This window comes from Pseudomonas sp. (assembly GCF_028293835.1).
In the GTDB taxonomy this organism is placed as follows: Bacteria; Pseudomonadota; Gammaproteobacteria; order Pseudomonadales; family Pseudomonadaceae; genus Aquipseudomonas.
Genome location: NZ_JAQGNX010000068.1, coordinates 13,850 through 35,574, shown reverse-complemented (window position 1 = coordinate 35,574; position 21,725 = coordinate 13,850). Strand labels below are relative to the sequence as shown.

Annotated in this window: 18 protein-coding genes and 1 pseudogene; 10 read left to right on the top strand and 9 right to left on the bottom strand. The window is 57.0% G+C overall.

What is annotated here, in order from left to right; translation table 11 throughout:
* Positions 1 to 50 precede the first annotated feature (50 nt).
* The 7 genes from lepA to pdxJ all read left to right on the top strand — a co-directional run bounded on the left by lepA (position 51) and on the right by pdxJ (position 6,374).
* On the top strand, positions 51 to 1,850 hold the full coding sequence (gene lepA, locus JWR17_RS08305; protein ID WP_299830169.1) for a translation elongation factor 4: 1,800 nt from the start codon (positions 51 to 53) through the stop codon (positions 1,848 to 1,850).
* Between the two features lie 5 nt (positions 1,851 to 1,855).
* Positions 1,856 to 2,710 (top strand): signal peptidase I, encoded by an 855-nt coding sequence (gene lepB / locus JWR17_RS08300; protein WP_299830167.1) that lies wholly within the window; start codon positions 1,856 to 1,858, stop codon positions 2,708 to 2,710.
* Positions 2,711 to 2,824: 114 nt separating this feature from the next.
* The gene (locus JWR17_RS08295) at positions 2,825 to 3,202 is read left to right on the top strand and encodes a DUF4845 domain-containing protein (protein WP_299830165.1); all 378 of its coding nucleotides are present in this window, start codon (positions 2,825 to 2,827) and stop codon (positions 3,200 to 3,202) included.
* Positions 3,199 to 3,888 (top strand): ribonuclease III, encoded by a 690-nt coding sequence (rnc, locus tag JWR17_RS08290; RefSeq protein WP_299830164.1) that lies wholly within the window; start codon positions 3,199 to 3,201, stop codon positions 3,886 to 3,888. Before JWR17_RS08295 ends, rnc begins: the two co-directional genes overlap by 4 nt.
* Positions 3,881 to 4,783, top strand: a complete 903-nt coding sequence (era, locus tag JWR17_RS08285) for a GTPase Era (RefSeq protein WP_299830162.1) — start codon at positions 3,881 to 3,883, stop codon at positions 4,781 to 4,783. Before rnc ends, era begins: the two co-directional genes overlap by 8 nt.
* Before the next feature lie 108 nt (positions 4,784 to 4,891).
* Positions 4,892 to 5,575 carry a DNA repair protein RecO gene (gene recO / locus JWR17_RS08280; RefSeq protein ID WP_299830160.1) on the top strand — a complete coding sequence of 228 codons (684 nt, stop codon included), beginning with the start codon at positions 4,892 to 4,894 and terminating at the stop codon, positions 5,573 to 5,575.
* A gap of 52 nt (positions 5,576 to 5,627) precedes the next feature.
* A complete protein-coding gene (gene pdxJ, locus JWR17_RS08275) occupies positions 5,628 to 6,374 on the top strand; it encodes a pyridoxine 5'-phosphate synthase (RefSeq protein ID WP_299830158.1) in 747 nt (248 codons plus the stop codon).
* Between the two features lie 118 nt (positions 6,375 to 6,492).
* On the opposite strand, the gene cmoB is transcribed toward pdxJ, so the two are convergent.
* Entirely contained in the window at positions 6,493 to 7,464 is a 972-nt protein-coding gene (gene cmoB / locus JWR17_RS08270; protein WP_299830156.1) for a tRNA 5-methoxyuridine(34)/uridine 5-oxyacetic acid(34) synthase CmoB, read from the bottom strand.
* A complete protein-coding gene (gene cmoA / locus JWR17_RS08265; RefSeq protein WP_299830154.1) occupies positions 7,461 to 8,204 on the bottom strand; it encodes a carboxy-S-adenosyl-L-methionine synthase CmoA in 744 nt (247 codons plus the stop codon). The genes cmoB and cmoA overlap by 4 nt, the downstream gene beginning before the upstream one ends.
* A gap of 194 nt (positions 8,205 to 8,398) precedes the next feature.
* On the opposite strand from cmoA, the gene JWR17_RS08260 reads away from it, so the two are divergent.
* Positions 8,399 to 8,818, top strand: a complete 420-nt coding sequence (locus JWR17_RS08260) for a hypothetical protein (RefSeq protein ID WP_299830152.1) — start codon at positions 8,399 to 8,401, stop codon at positions 8,816 to 8,818.
* 12 nt (positions 8,819 to 8,830) lie between these two features.
* Here JWR17_RS08260 and JWR17_RS08255 read toward each other — a convergent pair whose 3' ends face one another.
* From JWR17_RS08255 to JWR17_RS08245, 3 genes and pseudogenes are all read right to left on the bottom strand, one after another.
* A complete protein-coding gene (locus tag JWR17_RS08255) occupies positions 8,831 to 9,223 on the bottom strand; it encodes a protease inhibitor I42 family protein (protein ID WP_299830150.1) in 393 nt (130 codons plus the stop codon).
* Between the two features lie 121 nt (positions 9,224 to 9,344).
* Positions 9,345 to 11,762 (bottom strand): annotated as a pseudogene (gene lon / locus JWR17_RS08250) (endopeptidase La).
* Between the two features lie 180 nt (positions 11,763 to 11,942).
* Entirely contained in the window at positions 11,943 to 14,381 is a 2,439-nt protein-coding gene (locus JWR17_RS08245) for a glucose/quinate/shikimate family membrane-bound PQQ-dependent dehydrogenase (RefSeq protein WP_299830148.1), read from the bottom strand.
* A 412-nt stretch (positions 14,382 to 14,793) separates the two neighbouring features.
* On the opposite strand from JWR17_RS08245, the gene JWR17_RS08240 reads away from it, so the two are divergent.
* Together JWR17_RS08240 and JWR17_RS08235 are read left to right on the top strand one after the other, a co-directional pair.
* Positions 14,794 to 15,018: a VF530 family protein gene (locus JWR17_RS08240; RefSeq protein ID WP_299830146.1), complete on the top strand. Its 225-nt coding sequence runs from the start codon at positions 14,794 to 14,796 to the stop codon at positions 15,016 to 15,018.
* Positions 15,019 to 15,026: 8 nt separating this feature from the next.
* Complete coding sequence (locus JWR17_RS08235) at positions 15,027 to 15,692, top strand: Pr6Pr family membrane protein (protein ID WP_299830144.1); 666 nt, start codon at positions 15,027 to 15,029, stop codon at positions 15,690 to 15,692.
* A 50-nt stretch (positions 15,693 to 15,742) separates the two neighbouring features.
* On the opposite strand, the gene JWR17_RS08230 is transcribed toward JWR17_RS08235, so the two are convergent.
* The 4 genes from JWR17_RS08230 to JWR17_RS08215 form a co-directional block, all read right to left on the bottom strand.
* Complete coding sequence (locus JWR17_RS08230; RefSeq protein WP_299830142.1) at positions 15,743 to 16,528, bottom strand: siderophore-interacting protein; 786 nt, start codon at positions 16,526 to 16,528, stop codon at positions 15,743 to 15,745.
* Entirely contained in the window at positions 16,528 to 17,112 is a 585-nt protein-coding gene (locus tag JWR17_RS08225; protein WP_299830140.1) for a PadR family transcriptional regulator, read from the bottom strand. The genes JWR17_RS08230 and JWR17_RS08225 overlap by 1 nt, the downstream gene beginning before the upstream one ends.
* A 79-nt stretch (positions 17,113 to 17,191) precedes the next feature.
* Positions 17,192 to 20,317: a transglycosylase domain-containing protein gene (locus JWR17_RS08220; protein WP_299830138.1), complete on the bottom strand. Its 3,126-nt coding sequence runs from the start codon at positions 20,315 to 20,317 to the stop codon at positions 17,192 to 17,194.
* Between the two features lie 244 nt (positions 20,318 to 20,561).
* Complete coding sequence (locus JWR17_RS08215) at positions 20,562 to 21,704, bottom strand: OpgC domain-containing protein (RefSeq protein WP_299830136.1); 1,143 nt, start codon at positions 21,702 to 21,704, stop codon at positions 20,562 to 20,564.
* Between the last annotated feature and the right edge of the window lie 21 nt (positions 21,705 to 21,725).

Below are 21,725 nucleotides of genomic sequence, written 5' to 3'. Positions count from 1 at the left end.
GGCTATTTTTCGGCGGGCAGTCTGCCTGCAACCTTTTTGAGTGTTGATCCGTGAGTGATTTGAGTCATATCCGCAATTTCTCCATCATCGCCCACATTGACCATGGCAAGTCGACGCTGGCCGACCGCTTCATTCAAATGTGCGGCGGCTTGTCCGAGCGCGAGATGGAAGCCCAGGTCCTCGATTCCATGGACCTGGAACGCGAACGCGGCATCACCATCAAAGCTCACAGCGTCACCCTGTATTACAAAGCGCTGGACGGCAAAACCTATCAGCTGAACTTCATCGACACCCCAGGCCACGTGGACTTCACATACGAAGTCAGCCGTTCCCTGGCCGCCTGCGAAGGCGCGCTGCTGGTAGTCGATGCCGGTCAAGGGGTCGAAGCTCAGTCCGTCGCCAACTGCTACACCGCTATCGAGCAAGGCCTCGAGGTCATGCCGGTACTGAACAAAATCGACTTGCCGCAGGCCGATCCTGACCGCGTCAAGGAAGAGATCGAAAAGATCATCGGCATTGATGCCACCGACGCAGTTGCCTGCTCGGCCAAGACCGGGCTCGGCGTTGACGAAGTGCTGGAGCGTCTGGTTCACACCATTCCTGCTCCTACCGGCGATATCGAAGCGCCGCTGCAAGCGCTGATCATCGATTCCTGGTTCGACAACTACCTTGGCGTTGTCTCGCTGGTGCGAGTGCGCAACGGTCGTGTGCGCAAAGGCGACAAGATTCTGGTGAAATCCACCGGCAAAATGCACCTGGTGGACAGCGTGGGTGTGTTCTCGCCCAAGCACACACAGACCGTTGATCTGAAAGCTGGCGAAGTAGGCTTCATCATTGCCGGCATCAAAGACATTCACGGCGCCCCGGTTGGCGACACACTGACCCTGAGCACAACGCCTGATGTAGACGTATTGCCAGGCTTCAAGCGTGTGCAGCCCCAGGTTTATGCCGGTTTGTTCCCGGTCAGCTCGGACGACTTTGAAGACTTCCGCGAAGCCCTGCAAAAGCTGACGTTGAATGACTCATCCCTGCAATACGCACCGGAAAGCTCCGACGCACTGGGCTTTGGCTTCCGTTGCGGCTTCCTCGGCATGCTCCACATGGAGATCATCCAGGAGCGCCTGGAGCGTGAATACGACCTGGATCTGATCACCACAGCGCCCACGGTAATTTTTGAATTATTGTTGAAGACCGGCGAAACAATCCTGGTCGACAACCCGTCCAAGCTTCCTGACCAGTCAACGATCGAGGACATGCGCGAGCCGATCGTACGGGCAAATATTCTTGTGCCCCAAGAGCACCTGGGCAACGTCATTACGCTGTGCATCGAGAAACGCGGTGTACAACATGACATGTTGTTCCTTGGCACGCAGGTGCAAGTGACCTACGACTTGCCGATGAACGAAGTGGTTTTGGACTTCTTCGACCGTCTCAAGTCGGTGAGCCGTGGTTATGCGTCTCTGGATTACCATTTCAATCGTTACCAGTCTGCAAACCTGGTCAAGCTTGATGTCTTGATCAATGGTGAAAAAGTCGACGCCCTCGCGTTGATCGTGCATCGTGACAACGCGAACTTTAAAGGTCGCGCGCTGACCGAAAAAATGAAAGAACTGATCCCGCGGCAGATGTTCGACGTGGCAATCCAGGCCGCCATTGGTGGTCAGGTTGTGGCGCGTACAACCGTCAAGGCGCTCAGAAAGAACGTACTGGCCAAGTGTTACGGCGGCGATGTCAGCCGTAAGCGTAAATTGCTCGAGAAGCAAAAGGCCGGTAAAAAACGCATGAAGCAAGTGGGTAATGTGGAAATTCCACAAGAAGCCTTCCTTGCAGTGCTCAGGTTGGATAGTTAGGTCCTATGTCACTAAATTTCCCGCTGTTGTTGGTCATCGCCGTTTTCGTATGCGGTCTGCTTGCCTTGCTCGATCTGGCCGTCCTGGCGCCACGCCGGCGTACTGCCATATCGACTTATCAGGGCAACGTCAGCCAGCCGGACGTCGCCGTCGTCGAGCGATTGAACAAAGAGCCATTGCTGGTTGAATACGGCAAATCGTTTTTTCCGGTGTTGTTCATCGTGCTGATCCTGCGCTCGTTTCTGGTTGAGCCTTTTCAGATTCCGTCGGGATCGATGAAGCCAACGCTGGATGTGGGTGATTTCATTCTGGTGAACAAATTTTCCTACGGGATCCGCTTGCCAGTGCTGGATCAGAAAGTGATTCAAATCGGCGACCCGCAGCGCGGCGATGTCATGGTGTTTCGCTACCCAAGCGACCCGAGCGTCAACTACATCAAGCGTGTAGTCGGCTTGCCGGGTGACCGGATTCGCTACACCAACGACAAACGATTGTTCGTCAATGGTGAGTTAGTGGCCAAGCAACTGATCGGCTCAGAGCCCGGTACCTTGGGGAGCGCTGAGTTGTATCAAGAAAAGCTGGGCGAGGTAGAACACCAGATTCGTCAGGAAATGACCCGCTACCGCGCGGCACCCGACCATGAATGGACGGTGCCAGCCGCGCACTATTTCATGATGGGTGACAACCGCGACAACTCCAACGACAGCCGTTTCTGGGATGATCCCAATATTCCAAAAGATGAATTGGGCATGGTCCCCGACAAGAACATTGTCGGCAAAGCGTTCGCTGTCTGGATGAGCTGGCCTGAGCCGAAATTGAGCCACCTGCCTAATTTTTCCCGGGTAGGTCTGATCAAGTAGCCAAATACGGCGCTGTTGCCCAACAGCGCCGTATGTCATTTGGGCTGGCTTGAAACGCTGGCAACGGAACAACAACCCCGCTGGCAAATAGAGCAGCTACGCTTGAGGTCGACCATGACATACGCCGGTTCGCAAAAAGGCTTGTCGTTATTTGGGTGGCTGCTGACGTTGGCGTTGGTCGCTTTTGTAGCCAGCACGGCGTTCAAAGTGATTCCGCATTACCTCGACTATATGTCGATGAAGAAAATTATCAGCTCGGTCGAAACCGACAAAACGCTGGGGATTACGACAGTCAGCGAGTTTTATGAGCATGTCAGTAAAGGCATGCAGGTCAACAGCATTCGGGATGTGGATTTGAACAAGGCGTTAAGTGTGACGGCGGAGAGCAACAGGTTCCTCGCCCATTTGAAATACGAAGAGCGCGAACCCCTGATCCAGAATATTGATCTGGTGATGAAGTTTGACCAGGAATTCAGCGTGGCTAAACCGTGAGCGTATCTCTGAATCGCCTTGAGCGTCAGCTCGGCTACACGTTTAAAGATCAGGAACTGATGGTTCTGGCCCTGACGCACCGCAGTTTTGCCGGGCGTAACAACGAGCGCCTGGAGTTTCTCGGCGATGCCATCTTGAACTTCGTTGCCGGGGAAGCCTTGTTCGATCGCTTCCCTCTGGCGCGAGAAGGTCAATTGTCGCGCCTTCGGGCGCGACTGGTGAAAGGCGAAACGTTGGCAGTGCTGGCCCGTGGTTTCGACCTGGGTGAGTACCTGCGTCTGGGTTCCGGTGAATTGAAAAGCGGTGGTTTCCGTCGCGAGTCGATTTTGGCCGACGCCCTTGAAGCGCTGATCGGTGCGATCTATCTGGATGCAGGCATGGACATGGCGCGTGAGCGCGTATTGGCCTGGCTGACCACGGAGTTCGACAGCTTGACGCTGGTCGATACCAACAAAGATCCGAAAACCCGGCTGCAAGAGTTCTTGCAGTCGCGCGCCTGTGATCTGCCACGTTACGAAGTGGTGGATATCCAGGGCGAACCGCACTGCCGAATGTTTTTCGTCGAGTGTGAGATCACCTTATTGAATGAAAAAAGCCGTGGTCAGGGTGTCAGCCGTCGTATTGCCGAACAGGTAGCAGCGGCCGCAGCACTCATTGCCCTCGGCGTGGAGAACGGCAATGACTGATTCAACTGCAACACGCTGTGGCTACGTTGCCATTGTTGGCCGGCCAAACGTGGGCAAGTCCACGCTGCTGAACCACATCCTTGGACAAAAGCTGGCGATTACATCCCGCAAGCCGCAGACCACTCGTCACAACATGCTCGGCATCAAAACCGAAGGCCCGATTCAAGCGGTCTACGTCGATACCCCCGGCATGCACAAGAACGGCGAGAAAGCGCTGAACCGCTACATGAACAAAACCGCTTCGGCTGCGTTGAAAGACGTCGACGTAGTGATTTTCGTGGTGGACCGCACCCGCTGGACTGACGAAGACCAAATGGTCCTCGAGCGTGTGCAGTACGTGCAGGGCCCGTTGATTATTGCGATCAACAAAACTGACCGCCTTGAAGACAAAGCCGCGCTGATGCCGCACCTGGAATGGTTGCAGGGACAACTGCCGAACGCGCAGATCGTGCCGATTTCAGCGCAGCAAGGCCACAACCTTGAAGCGTTGGAAGGCTTGATCGCCGCGCATTTGCCGGAAAATGAGCACTTTTTCCCGGAAGATCAAATCACCGACCGCAGCAGCCGATTCCTCGCCGCTGAACTGGTTCGTGAAAAAATCATGCGCCAGCTCGGTGCTGAGCTTCCGTATCAGATCACCGTAGAAATTGAGCAATTCAAGCAGCAGGGTAAAACGCTGCACATTCATGCGCTGATCCTGGTAGAGCGTGACGGTCAGAAGAAAATTATCATTGGCGACAAGGGTGAGCGGATCAAGCGCATCGGTACCGACGCGCGCCGTGATATGGAGCTGTTGTTCGACTCCAAAGTCATGCTCAACCTGTGGGTCAAGGTCAAAGGCGGCTGGTCCGATGACGAACGCGCCCTGCGCTCGTTGGGTTACGGCGACCTGTAAGCTACGCAACGCGGTGTGGGGGGCGCCTGTCGGTCCTCATGCCGCTGAACACCGTTCGTACCCGCTACGCTCCCCATTGTTGCTGCACTCTGTGAGCCTGCCTTAACGATGAGCACGCCAACCGGCCAACTCGCTTATGTGCTGCACAGCCGGGCGTACCGCGAAAGCAGCGCACTGGTCGACTTCCTCACGCCTCAAGGCTTACTCCGCGCCGTGTTGCGCAGCGCACGGGGCAAGGCTGGCACGTTGGCCCGACCTTTCGTTCCCCTGGAAGTCGAGTTTCGTGGTCGCGGCGAACTGAAAAATGTCGGGCGCATGGAGAGCTCCGGTCTGTCGACCTGGCTCATCGGCGAAGCGTTGTTCAGCGGTCTTTATCTAAATGAACTGCTGATCCGCCTGCTGCCCCCTGAAGTTCCGCATCCGGCTGTTTTCGATCACTATGCCGCCACGTTGTTGGCTTTGGCTGAAGGTCGCCCGCTGGAACCGTTGCTGCGCTCTTTCGAATGGCGCCTTCTGGATGACCTGGGCTACGGTTTTGATCTGGATGCCGATATCAACGGCGAACCGGTGGCAGCCGACGGCATGTATCGCTTGCAAGTGGATGCCGGGCTGGAGCGCGTCTGGTTGTTGCAACCGGGGGTGTTTCAAGGCGTCGAACTGTTGGCCATGGCAGAAGCCGACTGGAGTGCACCGGGAGCATTGGCAGCCGCTAAACGACTGATGCGCCAGGCGCTGGCCGTGCATCTGGGCGGTCGGCCTTTGGTCAGTCGCGAACTGTTTCGCAAGCCGTGAGCACGCTTTATGCTGCCCCGGTCCGTTTCAATCACCTTGACAGGAGACATCCGTGAACCAAAGCACTCGCATTCTTCTCGGCGTAAACATCGACCATGTGGCCACCTTGCGTCAGGCCCGCGGCACCCGCTACCCAGACCCGGTGAAGGCCGCGCTGGATGCCGAAGAGGCTGGCGCTGACGGGATCACCGTGCATTTGCGCGAAGACCGTCGGCACATTCAGGAACGTGACGTGTTGTTGCTCAAGGAGGTGCTGCAGACCCGCATGAACTTTGAAATGGGCGTGACGGAGGAGATGCTCGCGTTTGCCGAGCGTCTGCGCCCCGAGCACGTTTGCCTGGTCCCGGAAACACGCCAGGAATTGACCACTGAAGGCGGACTGGACGTTGCCGGGCAGGAAGCCCGAATCAAGGCCGCCGTGGACCGTCTGGCGAAAGTCGGCTGTGAAGTGTCGCTGTTCATCGATCCCGATGAACGCCAGATCGCCGCCTCCAAGCGCATCGGCGCACCGGCCGTTGAGCTGCATACCGGCCGTTACGCCGATGCGCAAACTCCCAGCGAAGTCGCGGAGGAATTAAAGCGTATCGCCGACGGTGTGGCCTTCGGCATAGGCCAAGGCCTGATCGTCAACGCCGGTCACGGTTTGCACTACCACAACGTCGAAGCAGTCGCGGCTATTCGAGGTATCAACGAACTGAACATCGGCCACGCGCTGGTGGCCCATGCGCTGTTTGTAGGTTTCAAATCCGCCGTGGCAGAAATGAAAGCGCTGATCCTGGCGGCTGCTACCCAGGGCTGATCAACAAGCGCCTCGCCCTGTAGGAGCCGCCGCAGGCTGCGATTGAGCGAGAAGTGGTCGCGCTACGACGGTAATAATATTGCTATCGCAGCCTTCGGCAGCTCCTACAGGCGAGCTTTTAAGGCTTGCGCGCCACGATCACTGCCCGCATTGGCGCGGGCAAGCCCTCAACCGTTCGGCTGTGATCCGCCGGATCGAGGTAATCGCTCAGTGAATTAAAGCGCATCCATTCGGTACCGCGCTGTTCCTCCACCGTGGTGGTGCTGACATCGACACAGTGCACGTCCACAAATCCCGCACGCCGCAGCCACAGCTCAAGCGCGGGCACTGATGGCAGGAACCAGACGTTGCGCATCTGCGCGTAACGATCCTCAGGCACCAGTACCTGCTGCACATCGCCTTCAACCACCAATGTCTCCAGAACCAGTTCGCCACCTTTGACCAAGCAGTCTTTCAAGGCCAGTAAATGGTCGATGGGAGAACGACGGTGATAGAGCACGCCCATGGAAAACACGGTATCAAAGCCTTCGAGATTGGCAGGCAGGTCTTCCAGGGTAAACGGCAAATGCCAAGCGGGCAGGTCGGGCAAAAATCGCTGCATGGCTTGGAATTGGCAGAAAAACAGCCAGTTCGGATCAACCCCGATCACACTGTCGGCCCCCGCGCCGAGCATGCGCCACTGGTAGTAACCGTTGCCGCAGCCGATGTCCAGCACCCGTTTGCCTTGCAAATTCAGGTGCGGCGATACCCGGGACCATTTCCAGTCCGAACGCCATTCGGTGTCGATATGCACACCGAATACGTCGAACGGGCCTTTTCGCCACGGCGACAACCCCATCAGTGCAGTGCGCAGTTGCGCGACAGTGTCGGCATCGCAATCGCAATCGTTATCAAGAGCAAGGGTGAAGCTTTCGGCCAGATCGATACGGGTCGGCGTCAGCAGCGGCAGGGCGTCCAGCGCGCCTTGCCAACGCTCAAGGTCGCCATGGCTTTTATCCATCTTGGCATCAAGTTGCGCTTGCAGGCCGTTGGCCCACTCAGCCAAGGGAGTGCCCGCCAAGCGGCGGACCAGTGGAGCGAGATCAATCATGGCAGGGCAATCAACGAGGCAAAGTTAAGGCATTGGAACCACGGCACCACTTTTGAGAACCCGGCCGCCAGCAGGCGATCCCGATGTTCTTCAAGGCTGTCAGGTTTCATGACGTTTTCGATGGCGCTGCGCTTCTGGGCAATCTCCAGTTCGCTGTAGCCGTTGGCGCGCTTGAAGGCGACGTGTAAATCCGTGAGCAGCGCATGTTCCTGTTCATCGTTGAAACGCAGCTTTTCCGAGAGAATCAGGGCGCCGCCCGGCACCAGCGCCTGATGCACTCGCCCTAGCAACGCTAGGCGCTGTTCGGGAGCAATGAACTGCAGCGTGAAATTCAGCGCCACTACGGACGCGGGCTGGAACTGCAACGCAAGAATGTCGCCTTCGACCACCTCGACCGGCAACAACTCCTGAAACATCGAGTCCTGCGCCTTGAGGTATTCACGGCAGCGCTCGACCATTGCTGCGGAGTTATCCACAGCGATCACGCGGCAACCTTCGCTGCGCACGTGACGGCGCAGCGATTGGGTCACCGCGCCAAGTGAACTGCCAAGGTCATAAAGAACGCTGTTGGGTTGCGCGAATTGCGCTGCAAGCACGCCGAGGTTTTCAACAATGGTTGGATAACCGGGCACCGAGCGCTTAATCATGTCCGGAAAAACACGCACCACGTCTTCGTTAAAGGCGAAGTCCGGCACCTGATCCAGGGGCTGGGCGAAAATGCGGTCGGGTTCTTTGCTCACGGCGATTCCGGCGATTATCAGAAAGGGCGGCATTTTAGCCGGGTTGTGAAGGGGGTGCACTCTTGTAAGAGCATCGCCATCGGACGAGCGGGCAAAATAGTCGTCAAACCTGTCATTTCTGACAGTAGACCGCCTAATAGAGTCCTTTTAAGCTTAAGCCATCACGACAACGCTGGTGTTCAGGGAGAACAGTAATGGGCCTCAATATAGGGTCGACAGATGCAGATCTAAAATCACTGATTGATAAGATTGAGAAGGTCAATCTGAGCGGGGGCGAGGACGTCTCGGTAGTAACAATCTCCGAGTTCCAAGATATTAGGGATAAGGCAGACTTGGAAATAGCCAAAGTCACCTATCCATCAGTTGTCGAAGGCTTGGCGACCACACAGAAATTGGCTGACGAACTTGTAGAGGCTTTGCAAAGGCTCGCGTTGGCGGCAAGAAAGAGCAAATTGAAGGTGTCCACAAGTAAATTTTCTTCTACAACTGCGGACCCTGCCACAGAGGCTGAGAATCTGGCTAAAAAAACCCAGCTAACGGCGCTCAAACGTGCGATTGAGTTTCAACTGACTTACGCCGTCATGGGCTATAAATCCAGCGTTGAGATGCTTTGATGTAAGCGTCGATCAATTCACCGTCACTGCACAATCAAAGGTCTTCATGGGGGCCACTTCTGGCGCCCACGGCTGTTGATAAACCATCAACAGGCGGCCAGTCCCGGCATTTGCCGCCTGATAGCGCCAGGTCGATTGCCCGGCGCTGCCCACTAGGCCAGCGTCTTCCGGGTTGCTGTACACCTCCGGGCCCAAGCTGCGCAAAACACCGGGGGCGGGATTTTGCACCGCCCAGCGATAGCCGGTTTCGGGAGTGCTGGGCAGGGTCAACAGCACGGTTTGCCCGGCTTTCAGTTTCAGCGGGCAATCGCCTTGTTTATCCAGGGCAACGAGTTGTCGTGGTTGTTGCGCACAAGCGGCAAGCAGGGCGAGGCTCAAGGGGACGAGCAAGCGGGCAGCAGTCATGGAGGCTCCAGTCGTAGACAGACGACTGAGAGCATAGCCCTTTCGCCAACAAGTTGGCTCCTACAGGAGGGTGAACGCGCATATCTGTGTAGGAGCCAACTTGTTGGCGAAGCATTAAAGCCTAGAACAAGATCTTCGCCACATCGGAAAACCGTTTGGCGAAATGCACGGTGATGCCTTCTTTAAGGTATTCCGGCAGCTCGTCGAAGTTGCCACGGTTAGGTTCCGGCAGAATCAGTTCATGGATCTTCTGCCGGCGAGCCGCGATGACTTTCTCGCGCACGCCGCCAATCGGCAGTACATGCCCAGTCAGCGTCAGCTCTCCAGTCATGGCCACGCCTTTCTTCGGCGCCTGGTTGCGTGCCAATGACAGCAGGGCACTGGCCATGGTCACGCCTGCGCTCGGGCCATCTTTGGGCGTGGCGCCTTCAGGCACGTGCAAGTGCACGAACGCTTCATCGAAGAAACGCGGGTCGCCACCAAACTGCGCAAGATTGGCACTCACGTAGCTGTAAGCGATTTCCGCAGACTCCTTCATCACATCGCCCAATTGCCCAGTGAGTTTAAAGCCGCGATTAAGCGTGTGGATGCGGGTCGCTTCGATCGGCAATGTCGCGCCGCCCATGCTGGTCCAGGCCAGGCCGGTGATAACCCCCGTGCCCGACAGCACCTGTTCGTTACGGAAAACCACGGTCCCAAGGGACGCTTCCAGGTCTTTCGGACCGAGCTTGATGACCTGCTCCGGGTTGTCGATCAGCTTGACTACCGCCTTACGCACTAATTTGCCCAGCTGTTTCTCCAGTTGCCGAACACCGGCCTCCCGGGCATAGCCATCAATCACCTGACGCAGGGCGGTGTCGCTGATGGACAGGCTGTTCTTCGACACGCCAGCCTTGTTCAACTGCTTGGGCCACAAGTGACGCTTGGCAATAGCGAGTTTTTCTTCGGTGATGTAACCGGACAAGCGAATCACTTCCATCCGGTCCAATAGCGGGCCGGGGATCGAGTCCAGGGTGTTGGCGGTGCACACAAACAGCACTTTCGACAGGTCCAGACGCAGATCCAGGTAGTGATCGAGGAATTCCACGTTCTGTTCCGGATCGAGGGTTTCCAGCAGCGCCTAGGCGGGGTCAACCTGATAGCTCTGGCCCATCTTGTAGATCTCGTCGAGCATGATCACCGGGTTCATCACTTCCATATCTTTCAGCGCCTGAACCAGCTTGCCTGGTTGTGCGCCGATGTAGGTGCGACGGTGGCCTTTGATCTCTGCTTCGTCGCGCATGCCGCCGACGCTGAAGCGGTAGAAAGGCCGCCCCAGGGATTCGGCAATCGAACGACCAACGCTGGTTTTACCCACGCCTGGCGGCCCGACCAGCAGCACGATGGAACCGCTGATCTCGCCCTTATAAGCGCCTACCGCAAGAAACTCTAGAATCCGGCTCTTGATGTCGTCCAGCCCTGCATGGTGCTGATCGAGCACTTTGCGCGCGTGCTTGAGGTCGAGCTTGTCCTTGCCGTATACGCCCCACGGCACCGAGCTGGCCCAGTCCAGGTAGTTTCGGGTGACGGCATATTCCGGCGAACCGGTCTCGAGAATCGAGAGTTTGCTTATCTCCTCGTCAATGCGCTTGCGCGCTTGAGGCGGCAGGGTCTTGCCTTCCAGACGCTGTTCGAACTGTTCGATGTCGGCGCTGCGGTCGTCTTTGCTCAGCCCCAGCTCTTGCTGAATGACCTTAAGTTGTTCCTTGAGGAAGAACTCGCGCTGATGCTCGCCGATTTTGCGGTTCACTTCAGCGGATATTTCTTTTTGTAGCCGCGCGACTTCAACTTCTTTACGCAGCATCGGCAGGACTTTTTCCATGCGTTTGAGCATGGGCACGCAATCGAGCACTTCCTGCAATTCAACGCCGGTGGCCGAGGTCAGCGCGGCAGCGAAATCGGTCAGTGGCGAAGGATCGTTGGGGCTGAAGCGGTTCAGGTAGTTCTTCAGCTCTTCGCTGTAGAGCGGATTGAGCGGCAGCAGTTCTTTAATCGCGTTGATCAGGGCCATGCCGTAAGCCTTGACCTCATCGGTTGGCTCAACCGGCGTCTGCGGGTATTCGACCTCCACCAGATACGGCGGGCGATGATGTTTCAGCCAGGTACGAATGCGCACGCGGCTCAGGCCTTGGGCAACGAATTGCAGCTTGCCGTTTTCGCGGCTGGCGTGATGCACCTTTACCAACGTGCCGTATTCCGGCAGGGCGTCGGTGTCGAAATGGCGGGTGTCGTCGGGTGGCGTGTCCATGAAGAACAGCGCCAGGGAATGGTGGTCGGATTTGCTCACCAGCTCAAGGGTCTCGGCCCAAGGCTCTTCGTTGACAATCACCGGCAGCACTTGGGCCGGGAAGAACGGACGGTTGTGAATCGGAATGATGTAAACCTTGTCCGGGAGGTTCTGCCCCGGCAAGGCCAGGCTGGTGCTTGGACTAGAGGCTACTTCGTGTTCTGCATTAACGTCGTCTGACACAGTCGCTGAGTCGGTGTGCTGGTCGCTCATGGGGCACCTGCATAATTGAATATGCTGTTTAGATGGGGTATGGCAGAGCGCGTTTCAATGGCGCCGACAAATAGATTGATCACAGCTTAGGTTGCGCAGCGCCTGCACGGGATTGTCTGCAACCAATAAAAAAGGCGGTTACCTCTCGGTAGCCGCCTTTTTATTTACCCCTCGTGCGAATCAGTCCGGCAGTTTGAATGCCAGGATGTAATCGCCTTGTTTAGTCCCCAGTGAACCGTGACCGCCGGCCATGACTAGCACGTATTGCTTGCCGTTCTTGCCGGTGTACGTCATTGGTGTGGTCTGGCCGCCCGCAGGCAGGCGACCTTCCCACAGTTGCTTACCGTTACGAACATCGTAGGCACGCAGGTACTGGTCGAGGGTTGCGCTGAGGAAGGCTACGCCACCTTTGGTGATGAAAGTCCCGCCCAGACTGGGTACACCCATGGTCAACGGCATCGGAATTGGCGAGCTGTCACGCACGGTGCCGTTCTTGTGTTTCCAAATGGTGGTGTGATTGGTCAAGTCCACCGCCGCAACATAACCCCACGCTGGCGCTTGGCATGGCAAGCCCAGTGGCGACAGCATCGCTTCGAGGATCACGCCATACGGCGCGCCTTTGTTGGGCTGCACGCCTTGGGTTTCACTCTTGCGGCCTGGGCCACCGGCAACGTCAGCGGCCGGCACCAATCGCGATTTAAACGCCATGTAGTCCGGGTTCACGAAAGCGATCTGACGCACTGGATCAACCGAAATACCGCCCCAGTCGAACACGCCAAAGTTGCCGGGATAAACGATCGAGCCTTGCAGTGATGGCGGCGTAAACGGGCCGTCATAACGCAGTGACTTGAAGTCGATACGGCACAGCATCTGATCAAACGGAGTCACGCCCCACATGTCGCGTTCTTTAAGCGGCGGTGGCATGAAGTTCAGGTCCGATTTAGGCTGAGTCGGCGACGTGTGATCGCCAGCAACCGCGCCTTGTGGCACCTGAATTTCGTTAATCGGAACCACAGGCTTACCGTTGGTACGGTCCAACACATAGATGCTGCCCTGCTTGGTCGAAGCCAGTACCGATTGCTTCATGCCGCTGGCGGTTTTGATGTCCATTAACGTTGGCTGGCCGCCCACGTCCATGTCCCACAGGTCATGGTGAGTGAACTGGAAGGTCCAGCGCACGTGTCCGCTGTTGATGTCCAGGGCGGTCAAGCCAGCGCTGTATTTCTCTGACTCAGGGGTGCGATTGCCGCCCCATTGGTCAGGCATCTGGTTGCCCATTGGCAGGTACAGCATGCCGAGCTTTTCATCCACCGCGAACATCGACCACATGTTAGGCGAGTTGCGAGTGTAGGTTTTCCCCGGTGCGATAGGCGTGGTGTCATCCGGGTTGCCGCTGTCCCAGTTCCAGACCAAACGACCGGTGTGTACGTCGAACGCACGAATCACACCGGAAGGCTCATCGGTAGAGACGTTATCGGAAACGTGACCGCCGATGACAACCAGGTTCTGTGTCACCGCCGGTGGCGACGTGGAGTAGTAGCCGCCCGGTTCAAAGGTGCCAATGTTGGTGCCCAGATCGATGGAGCCTTTGTCGCCGAAGCCTTCGCACAATTTGCCGGTGTCGGCGTTCAAGGCGATCAGGCGGGTGTCAGCGGTCGGCAGAAACAGGCGACGTGGGCACGAATTGGCGGAGGTGCCTGTTACAGCTGGCGCAGTCGGGCTTTGTGCAGGAACCGCCGTGGCCGTAGCTGGAACAGCCGCGTAGGCAGCATCATCGTGATACGCCACACCACGGCAGGTCATGTGCGCCCAACCTTTGAAGTTAGCCGCTTTCTGCGTGCTGATCTTCGGGTCGAATCTCCACAGCTCTTTACCGGTGTCCGGATCCAATGCGATCACTTGGCTGTGCGGCGTGCATACATAGAGCATGCCGTTAACCTTGAGGGGGGTGTTCTCGGCAGTGGTTTCACCCGGATCGTTCGGCCCAGGAATATCGCCTGTGCGGTAAGTCCAGGCAGGTACCAGCTTGCCAGCGTTTTCCGGGGTGATTTGCGCCAGTGGCGAATACCGATCACCGAAAGCAGTGCGACCGTAAGACTGCCAGTCACCGTCGGGCATAGCCGGGGCGGCGCTGGTAGTGCCCGCAGTTTCGCGGTCCAGCTGACCCTTGATTTCACCTGGGTTGGTGAATTGGCTGGCCAGTGCGGTCAACCCTGCGAAGATCACCGCCAGGCTTAATGCCCGTGTGCCGATGGCAGAGGACTGCCCGCGCAATAACAATGGGCGGCGTAACCATGGCAGCAAAAGCACGATACCCAGGGCAAACCATAGCGCCAGACGTGGGACCAATTGCCACCAGTCCAGGCCGACTTCCCACAATGACCATACGGTGCTGGCGAATAACACCAGCGCATACAGGCCAATCGCGGCGCGACGGCCCATGATCAGCAGCACGCCGGTGATCGCAATGCAGACACCTGCTATCAGGTAGTACGGCGAACCTCCCAGTTGGAGCAGTTCCACGCCGCCGGCCAGCATGGCCAAGCCCATTACCAGAAATACCAAACCGAGCAATGTCGGTAACAGGCGAGTTCTGCTTAAAGCACCATCAGTGCTCATAGTGTTGTTTTCTCCATGACAATTAAGGATCGCCGCTGCATTCGCATTGCTTACCTATGAGCCTGGCTCGGACAGATTCGTGCCCTCAACGTCCGACGATTCGGTCGCTTGAGAGCATGACTGCTTGATCTGGGTTCGCTGGGGTTTGTTCATAGGCATCGCATGGTGCGCAGAGTTCAGGTCCCTGCCGCACGCGCATGTTTTTGCTGCGGGTTAATCGATTCAGCTAACCGTGGGGCAGAATAGTGATTTGAGCCGCGAAGAAAAAGTGGGGAAAGTGACAGGGTCCATTGCGGGTTATGTAACAGTTGAACTGATTGCCGAAAACGTTTGTCCCTTTGCGTAGCCTTAAGGCTCAGCTAAGGTGCGCACCCTGAGGGGCACGCTCCCCTAATTATTTCGAAGGTTGAGCATGACGATATCTAATAGCAATGCTCTGCACGGCGTAACGCTGGAGCAGATTCTTATAGCCCTGGTGGCCCATTACGAATGGTCAGGCTTGGCCGAAAATATTGATATTCGCTGCTTTAAAAGCGATCCCAGCATCAAATCGAGCCTGACATTTTTGCGTAAGACGCCCTGGGCGCGGGAAAAAGTGGAAGGCTTGTACCTGAAACTGCAACGCAGCAAAGGCTGAATGCCTGGATGATCCTTCATCAACACATTCTGCTGTCGCCAGGGCAGCGGCGCTTTGCTCTGGTAGCAGCGGTGCTCGGCTGGTCTGCACTGGCCATCCAGCTTTACCTGATTCTGTCCGCACGTTGGCTCGACCATGCCAGCCTCTTGGCCGGAGTGGTGCGTTTTTTCAGTTTTTTCACCATCATCACCAACACGCTTGTAGCCGCCGCGCTGACCTGCACGCTGAGTGCGAGGAACAGTTGCGGTCACCGGTTCTTGCGCACGCCCTGGGTCGTCGGCGGGATTGCCGCCAGCATCCTGTTAGTGAGCATCGCCTATAACCTGTTACTGCGCTCGCTGTGGAATCCCCAAGGGTTGCAATGGGTTGCCGATGGATTACTCCACGACCTATTGCCCGTGTTATTTCTGGCGTATTGGTGGCTGTACGTGCCCAAGGGGATGTTGCGCATCAAGCATGTGCTGCTGTGGTCTGCCTATCCGCTGGTGTATTTCGCCTACGTCCTGCTACGCGGCGAACTGGTCAGCGACTACATGTATCCGTTCATCGATGCAGGTGTCTTGGGTTATCCACAGGCGTTTGTTAACGCGATCGGGGTTTTGGGTGGATTTCTGCTTATATCCAGCGTGCTGCTGATCCTCGATTGGCTAAAGGGCCGGACGCGGTGTATCTGATCAACCGCCTCGCCTGTGCAGCCCGTGCGGAGCCAACGTGTTGGCGAGACTTAATCAACCGCACCCTCTACCCGCCAGTAACCCGAAGTTTTAACTTGCTGTTCGCTAAGTCCGAACTCATTCAGTAACACCCGCCGCACCTTGCGTGACAGGCCCGCTTCAGTGGCGACCCAGGCGTATAACTCGCCTTCGGGCATTTCAAGCTTACGCACCACATCAACCAGGTTTTGCTCGCTACGCACTATCCAGATCACGTCAACCTGCGCAGGGCTATTGAAGGTCTGCTGTTCGGCTGAATCCTCAATTTCTACCACCACCAAGGCCGCGCGGTTGGCGGGCAGGCTTTCTACACGACGAGCAATCGCCGGCAGCGCCGTTTCGTCGCCGATCAGTAAATAGCTGTCGAAAATATCGGGCACGATCATCGAACCACGAGGTCCGGCGATGTGCAGGTATTGCCCCGCTGTGGCTTGCTCGGCCCATGTCGCAGCCGGGCCTTCGCCGTGAAGGACAAAATCGATATCCAACTCGCCGGTCTTCGGGTCGTAACGCCGAGGCGTGTAATCGCGCATGGCTGGACGCGGGCCGTCAGCCAGTGCACCCGGAACGAAGGTTTCCAACAGGGCCTGCTCTTCTGGTGTTTGGGCGAAGATCAATTTCACATGATCATCGGTCCCCAGGCTGACAAACCCCTCCAGTTGTGGACCACTCAGGGTGACGCGGCGCATGCGCGGGGTCACGTCGATGACCCGGATCACCTCCAGTTTGCGTCGTTTTATTTCATGGCTGACACGGTGAATAGCCTGCGGTTGAATGTCGTGCTGCTGCGAATTCATCAAGTGTTCTCCGGCGCGTTGAGCGGACCATCCACAATGGCTTTGGCGGTGTTGTTCAACAGATCCCGGACCCGCAGGATTTCGTCCGCATTCCAGCGTCCGTGGTGCAACTGCAAGGCATGCCGAAGGTTATGCACAGCCTCGTGAATTTCTGCCGGCCGATCATGGCCGCGTAACGAGCGCTTACTCACATCGATGCGCATCTTTACGCCGTCCAAAGCGATGGCTTGATCCGCCAACGACTGCCGACCCGCGTCGGTAACCGTGTAGTGCTTCTTGCCGCCAACCGCATCGCCAAGGATCAATTCGCTTTCCTCAAGAAAGGTCAGCGTCGGATAAATCACACCGGGACTCGGGCTATAGGCGCCGTCGAACATACCTTCAATCTGACGGATCAGGTCGTAGCCATGGCAGGGTTGCTCGGCGATTAAAGCCAGTAACAATAACTTGAGGTCGCCGGGGGCGAAAACCCGAGGGCCACGACCGCCGCGTTCACGACCGGGGCGTTTTTCGAAACCATCGCGACCATCACCGTGTTCGCGGTGATGGGGATGGTGGTGGGGATGATCACCTGTTTCTCTCATTTTCTCTGTCTCTTGGTTAAGTTAGATATACCTTAAGATATATCTTAACTTAAGCGCAAGCGCCAGAGACGAGCGGTTCTTATTGAGCGCTGGCTTGCAACGTAGCGGGCGGCACTTGGCATTCGGTATGAGTGCCTGGCATCAGGTAGGGATTCAGAATCGGGGCCATGCCTTTCAGCACTTGCACCGGCAGCGCAGAGGTAAATTTAAACGCTTCAGCCGCACGTCCCGGCACAAATGCGGTCAAGGTGCCGAAGTGGTTGTCGCCGATGTAAAACACGAATGTGGCGGTGCGGTTGATCGACTTGGAGCCCAGGATTCTGCCGCGCGCGCCGATGCTCTCCAGGCGGTTGTCGCCGGTGCCGGTCTTGCCGCCCATGGCCAGCGTACTGCCATCGGCCAGTTTGAAAATGCCCTGCACCCGCTTCGCTGTCCCCGCATCCACCACCTGCGACAGCGCTTCACGCATGGCTGTCGCAACTTCCGACGGCAGCACACGCTTGCCCAAATCGGGATTGTTGGTCAGCCGGGTTTCATAAGGTGTTCCGGCGGCAAAGTGCAGGCTGTCGATACGCAATACCGGCAAGCGGATACCGTCGTTCTGAATAATCCCGATCAGCTCGGCCAGTGCGGCCGGGCGGTCCCCAGAGCTGCCGATGGCGGTGGCGAGTGAGGGCACCAGGTATTCGAACGGATAACCCACGCGCAGCCAGCGCTTGTGGATCTCAGTGAAGGCTTCGATCTCTAACATGGTCCGAATTCGCGTATCCCGCGCGCTTTTGTGACGGCTTTTAAACAGCCAGCTGTAGACCTCCTGGCGTTCCATCTGGCTGGCGGCAACCACCTCTTTGAACTGCGCATCGGGATTTTTCAGCAGGTAGCCCACCAGCCACAAATCCAGCGGGTGGACCTTGGCGATAAAGCCCTGATCCGGCAGGTCGTAGGCGCCCGGTCCGTAGTTTTGATACAGCTCGTCCAACCGTTTATCGGTCAATTTCTCGGTCGCGACTTTGCTCTCGGCCAAGTGCGCGCGAACAAACGCGTTGAATGCGATCTGATCAGCCTCGGGTAACAAATAACGGTGCACCGCGGCCATCCGTATCGCGGTGGGGTGAATGCTGTCGAGGAAGGTATCCAAGCGTTCTTGAGTGGATTTGCCTTTGTAGCGCTTCCAGAATCGCAACAAGTAAACCTTACCTTCACGGTCGGCGAATTGGCTGAGGTATTCCTGGCGTTGCGGATAGTCATCGTCCTTGAGCAACTGAGCGCTGCTGTTGGGCGATTGGTAGATGCTGTAACGCACCAGATCACGCATCAGTCGGATGAATGGCAAGTTGATCGACTCGCGCAAAGCGTCCCGCAGGCTGGGGCTGCGGCCGTTGTCTTCGTTACGGAAATTATGAAAGGTATGCATGCCACCGCCGGTAAAAAAACCTTCATAGGGGCTGGCGGAATATTGCCTGTCCAGCGCGGCGGCGAGCATCTTCGGCAGGTTTTGGTCTTTGTTTTGCGCCAGGTAATCCACCGCCCAGCGCGTGAGTCGGTCTGGCTCTTCTACTGGAACTTTCTTCAATTCCGAGGGGCTTTGTCCGGCATAGCGCTGATGCAGTTCGGAGATAATTTCCAGGTACGTCGTCAATACGCGCATTTTTGCCGTGGAACCAAGCTCCAGCTTGCTACCCTCGTTGATGTCGAACGGCTGATCGGTGTTATCGGTTTGGACTCTCACTCGCGAGCCGTCAGGGCCGCGTTCGAAGAGGGTGAAGCTGTACCGGACCTGTGCGGTGTTGGTGGGGGTCAGTAAATGTTCGCCGATCAAACCGAGCTTGCCAGCAACGGCGGGGTCGGCCAGGTCTTGCAGATATTGGCTGACACTGGTTTGCAGATTGTTTTGTAACGTGCTGGTGGCCGACAGGTCCAGGCGGTCGAGGTCATACAGCGGGCGATTGAGCAGCACCGACAAGCGGCTGCGGGCGACACTAATGCCTTTGTCGGTCTCGATCATTTGAATGGTGGGTTGCTGCGCCCAATCGCGGTACGTCACCACACTGTCCAGCGCCGCATTCGCCAGCGCTTGATCAATCACCCGGTTTTGCGCCAACAGGCGGATATGGCTGTCGGTCAGTTGGGCCAATTCCTCACGGCCGCGAGACAGGTAATGCGAGGGTCGACGTTGCGCGATCACCAGTGACAATACCTGGCGCAAGGCCAGACCTCGTTCGGCAAGGCTTCTCGGGTTGGCGCCGGTAGCACGAAGTTGCTGATTGACCACATCGAAATCCGCGCCGTACCACACTCGCAACCCTTCGGCCAAGCCATGCACTTCGCCATGTCCTGGCACCGCGGACAAGGGCACGCTATTGAGGTAATCGCGGACCACGCGTTGTCGGGCGTCCAGGGTATCCTGCCCGGTCTGATAGGCTCGAACACTGGCAGAAATCATCTGCCGCAGTTTTTCTGCCCCCGATTGCGTAAGACCGTCGGGTGAGTGACGGTACTTCTCCAGTTGCGTGGCCAACGTACTGCCGCCGGCGGATTGACCGGCCAGCGAGAATACTTTGGCTACTTGGGAGGCTGCCGCTTTGGCAAAACGTGGCCAATCGACTGCGGGGTTTGCTTTCGGTTGTTTGGGGTCGAGCAGGTCGCGGTTTTCGATAAACAACAGGCTGTTCACCACCAGTGGCGGAATGCTGGCGAAATCGGGATAGAGCTGCTGCGGATAAACATACTGATAGAGCGGCGATCCTTGGCAATCAGTAATCGACAAACCTGCCTGAATCTTTTCCTGATAAGGCACGAAAAAGCCGCGCTGACTGTAGCCGAGCAGATCGGGGGAAAAACGCACTTGCTGAGTGATCAGGTAGTCGCGTTTAAGCAGGCGCGGCAGGAACTCACCCAGCGCCGAATATCCCAGGCGCTTATCGAACGGTCCATCGCCGGGATAGACGATGGCAGTGCTCGGGCCGCTTTGCATTGAATAGGCCAGTTGGCTGCCGAAGCGGCTGAACTCTCGTGCTTGCAGCCTGGAACTGTGGATTTCGGCGGATAGAGCAAAGCCCAGCGCAACCAAACCGATGACCGACACTAGCCAAAACAGACGCCAGCCATAGCGTTTACGACGTGGAGGTTTCGGCAATGGAGTGTCATCAAGACCGTCAGCGGGAACGACAGTCTTTTTCGAATCGGAATGCCACAAAGCGCCCATATCGATTGGCCCGGTTAAGCGTGTTAATCGCACCTGACACAAGCTTAGACGCTGAAGGCGAATGGTGAAAAATTTGTATCGTTTTGAATCCAGGCGGGTTTTGCTGACTTGCTTGATATCAGTGTGCCTTCACTCCGCAGGGTCAATAGCGTAAAAGAGCCGGTTTTTCTGATGCGGCAAGGTTTCATTTGAGCCTGCGTCACAGGCGTCGAAGACAGAGGCAGTGTCCTGCGGGTACCAGGCGTTACATACCAACCTTCGAAACAGTCGCCACCGGAGCCGACGCCCCCAACCGCTTGTTCCAATCCAGCCACCCCCCCAGCAGCACCATCAATCCCAGCCCGACCAACGCTGTGCACACTTGCATCGGCCATGTGTCACCAGCCAGTGCATTGGCCATGTCGGCCAGGGGAGCGAGCAATACGCCGAGGCAGAAAACTTCCAGCGAGAAACGGCCCATGCGTGATGTTTGCCGTGCGGGCCAGCTGTTCATCCATGCTGTGGCGGTGGGCAGCAGTTTCGCGATGCAGTAGGCCAAGGCCAAAAAATGCAGCAAGCGAACGGGCGACAGATCGGTTTTGCTGATGGGGTACAGGACATCGGCGATGATTTTCGGCATCACTGCGTCCTGAATCGCTGGCCATTGCCACGAGAGGGCGATTGACCCGCTTAACAGAAGATAGAACGCAGACAGCATGAATAAAGGCTGCCGTTTGAGCGGGCGGGCTTTTTCCAGCGTCATACGTTGCCCCCGCACTGCGCAAGCGCCGCCGAGGACAAACAGCAACTGCCAGGCCACCGGATTGAAGTACCAGACGCCGCCTTCGTATGCCGGCAGGTTCCATCCAAACAGAGGCACCATCAAATACAGCGCGACAGATAGCCCGACAGCCCATGCGGTCCGACGCAGCAGCCACGGCAAAATCAACGGCAGGGCCAGTAGCAATAATATGTACAGCGGCAGCGGGTCGGTCAGGTTGGGCTTGAAACGCAGCAGTAGCTCATCGGCCAATGCCTGTTGCGGGTTTCTCACGAAATAATCCAGGCCCATTTCCTGAACCATGTCCCGGGTTTCGACGTGGTTGTTAGCAACGAAGACAATGCCCATCAGCAAAGTCAGCAAGAAGATATGCGCAACGTAAAGCACCCAGACCCTACGCAAGATGCGTATGCAGGCCACGACAAATCCGTCGCGTTGGGCGATTCGTCCGTAGGCCAAAACCGCTGCATAGCCGGCGAGAAAGACGAAGATTTCTGCGGCATCGCTGAAGCCGACATTGCGCACAGTGAGGTAGGCGAGCGGGTTGTTGGGCACGTGATCCCAAAAGATGAAGATCAGCGCCAGCCCTCGAAAGAAGTCGATGCGAAGATCGCGTTCGTTAGTCATGGCTGCGAACTCTTGAGCGGG

Bases quoted from the DNA above. Each gene is read 5' to 3' on its own strand.
- lepB (WP_299830167.1), top strand. From the start codon at position 1,856: ATGTCACTAAATTTCCCGCTGTTGTTGGTCATCGCCGTTTTCGTATGC.
- JWR17_RS08295 (WP_299830165.1), top strand. From the start codon at position 2,825: ATGACATACGCCGGTTCGCAAAAAGGCTTGTCGTTATTTGGGTGGCTG.
- era (WP_299830162.1), top strand. From the start codon at position 3,881: ATGACTGATTCAACTGCAACACGCTGTGGCTACGTTGCCATTGTTGGC.
- recO (WP_299830160.1), top strand. From the start codon at position 4,892: ATGAGCACGCCAACCGGCCAACTCGCTTATGTGCTGCACAGCCGGGCG.
- cmoB (WP_299830156.1), bottom strand. From the start codon at position 7,464: ATGATTGATCTCGCTCCACTGGTCCGCCGCTTGGCGGGCACTCCCTTG.
- JWR17_RS08260 (WP_299830152.1), top strand. From the start codon at position 8,399: ATGGGCCTCAATATAGGGTCGACAGATGCAGATCTAAAATCACTGATT.
- JWR17_RS08255 (WP_299830150.1), bottom strand. From the start codon at position 9,223: ATGACTGCTGCCCGCTTGCTCGTCCCCTTGAGCCTCGCCCTGCTTGCC.
- JWR17_RS08245 (WP_299830148.1), bottom strand. From the start codon at position 14,381: ATGAGCACTGATGGTGCTTTAAGCAGAACTCGCCTGTTACCGACATTG.
- JWR17_RS08240 (WP_299830146.1), top strand. From the start codon at position 14,794: ATGACGATATCTAATAGCAATGCTCTGCACGGCGTAACGCTGGAGCAG.
- JWR17_RS08235 (WP_299830144.1), top strand. From the start codon at position 15,027: ATGATCCTTCATCAACACATTCTGCTGTCGCCAGGGCAGCGGCGCTTT.
- JWR17_RS08230 (WP_299830142.1), bottom strand. From the start codon at position 16,528: ATGAATTCGCAGCAGCACGACATTCAACCGCAGGCTATTCACCGTGTC.
- JWR17_RS08225 (WP_299830140.1), bottom strand. From the start codon at position 17,112: ATGAGAGAAACAGGTGATCATCCCCACCACCATCCCCATCACCGCGAA.
- JWR17_RS08220 (WP_299830138.1), bottom strand. From the start codon at position 20,317: ATGGGCGCTTTGTGGCATTCCGATTCGAAAAAGACTGTCGTTCCCGCT.
- JWR17_RS08215 (WP_299830136.1), bottom strand. From the start codon at position 21,704: ATGACTAACGAACGCGATCTTCGCATCGACTTCTTTCGAGGGCTGGCG.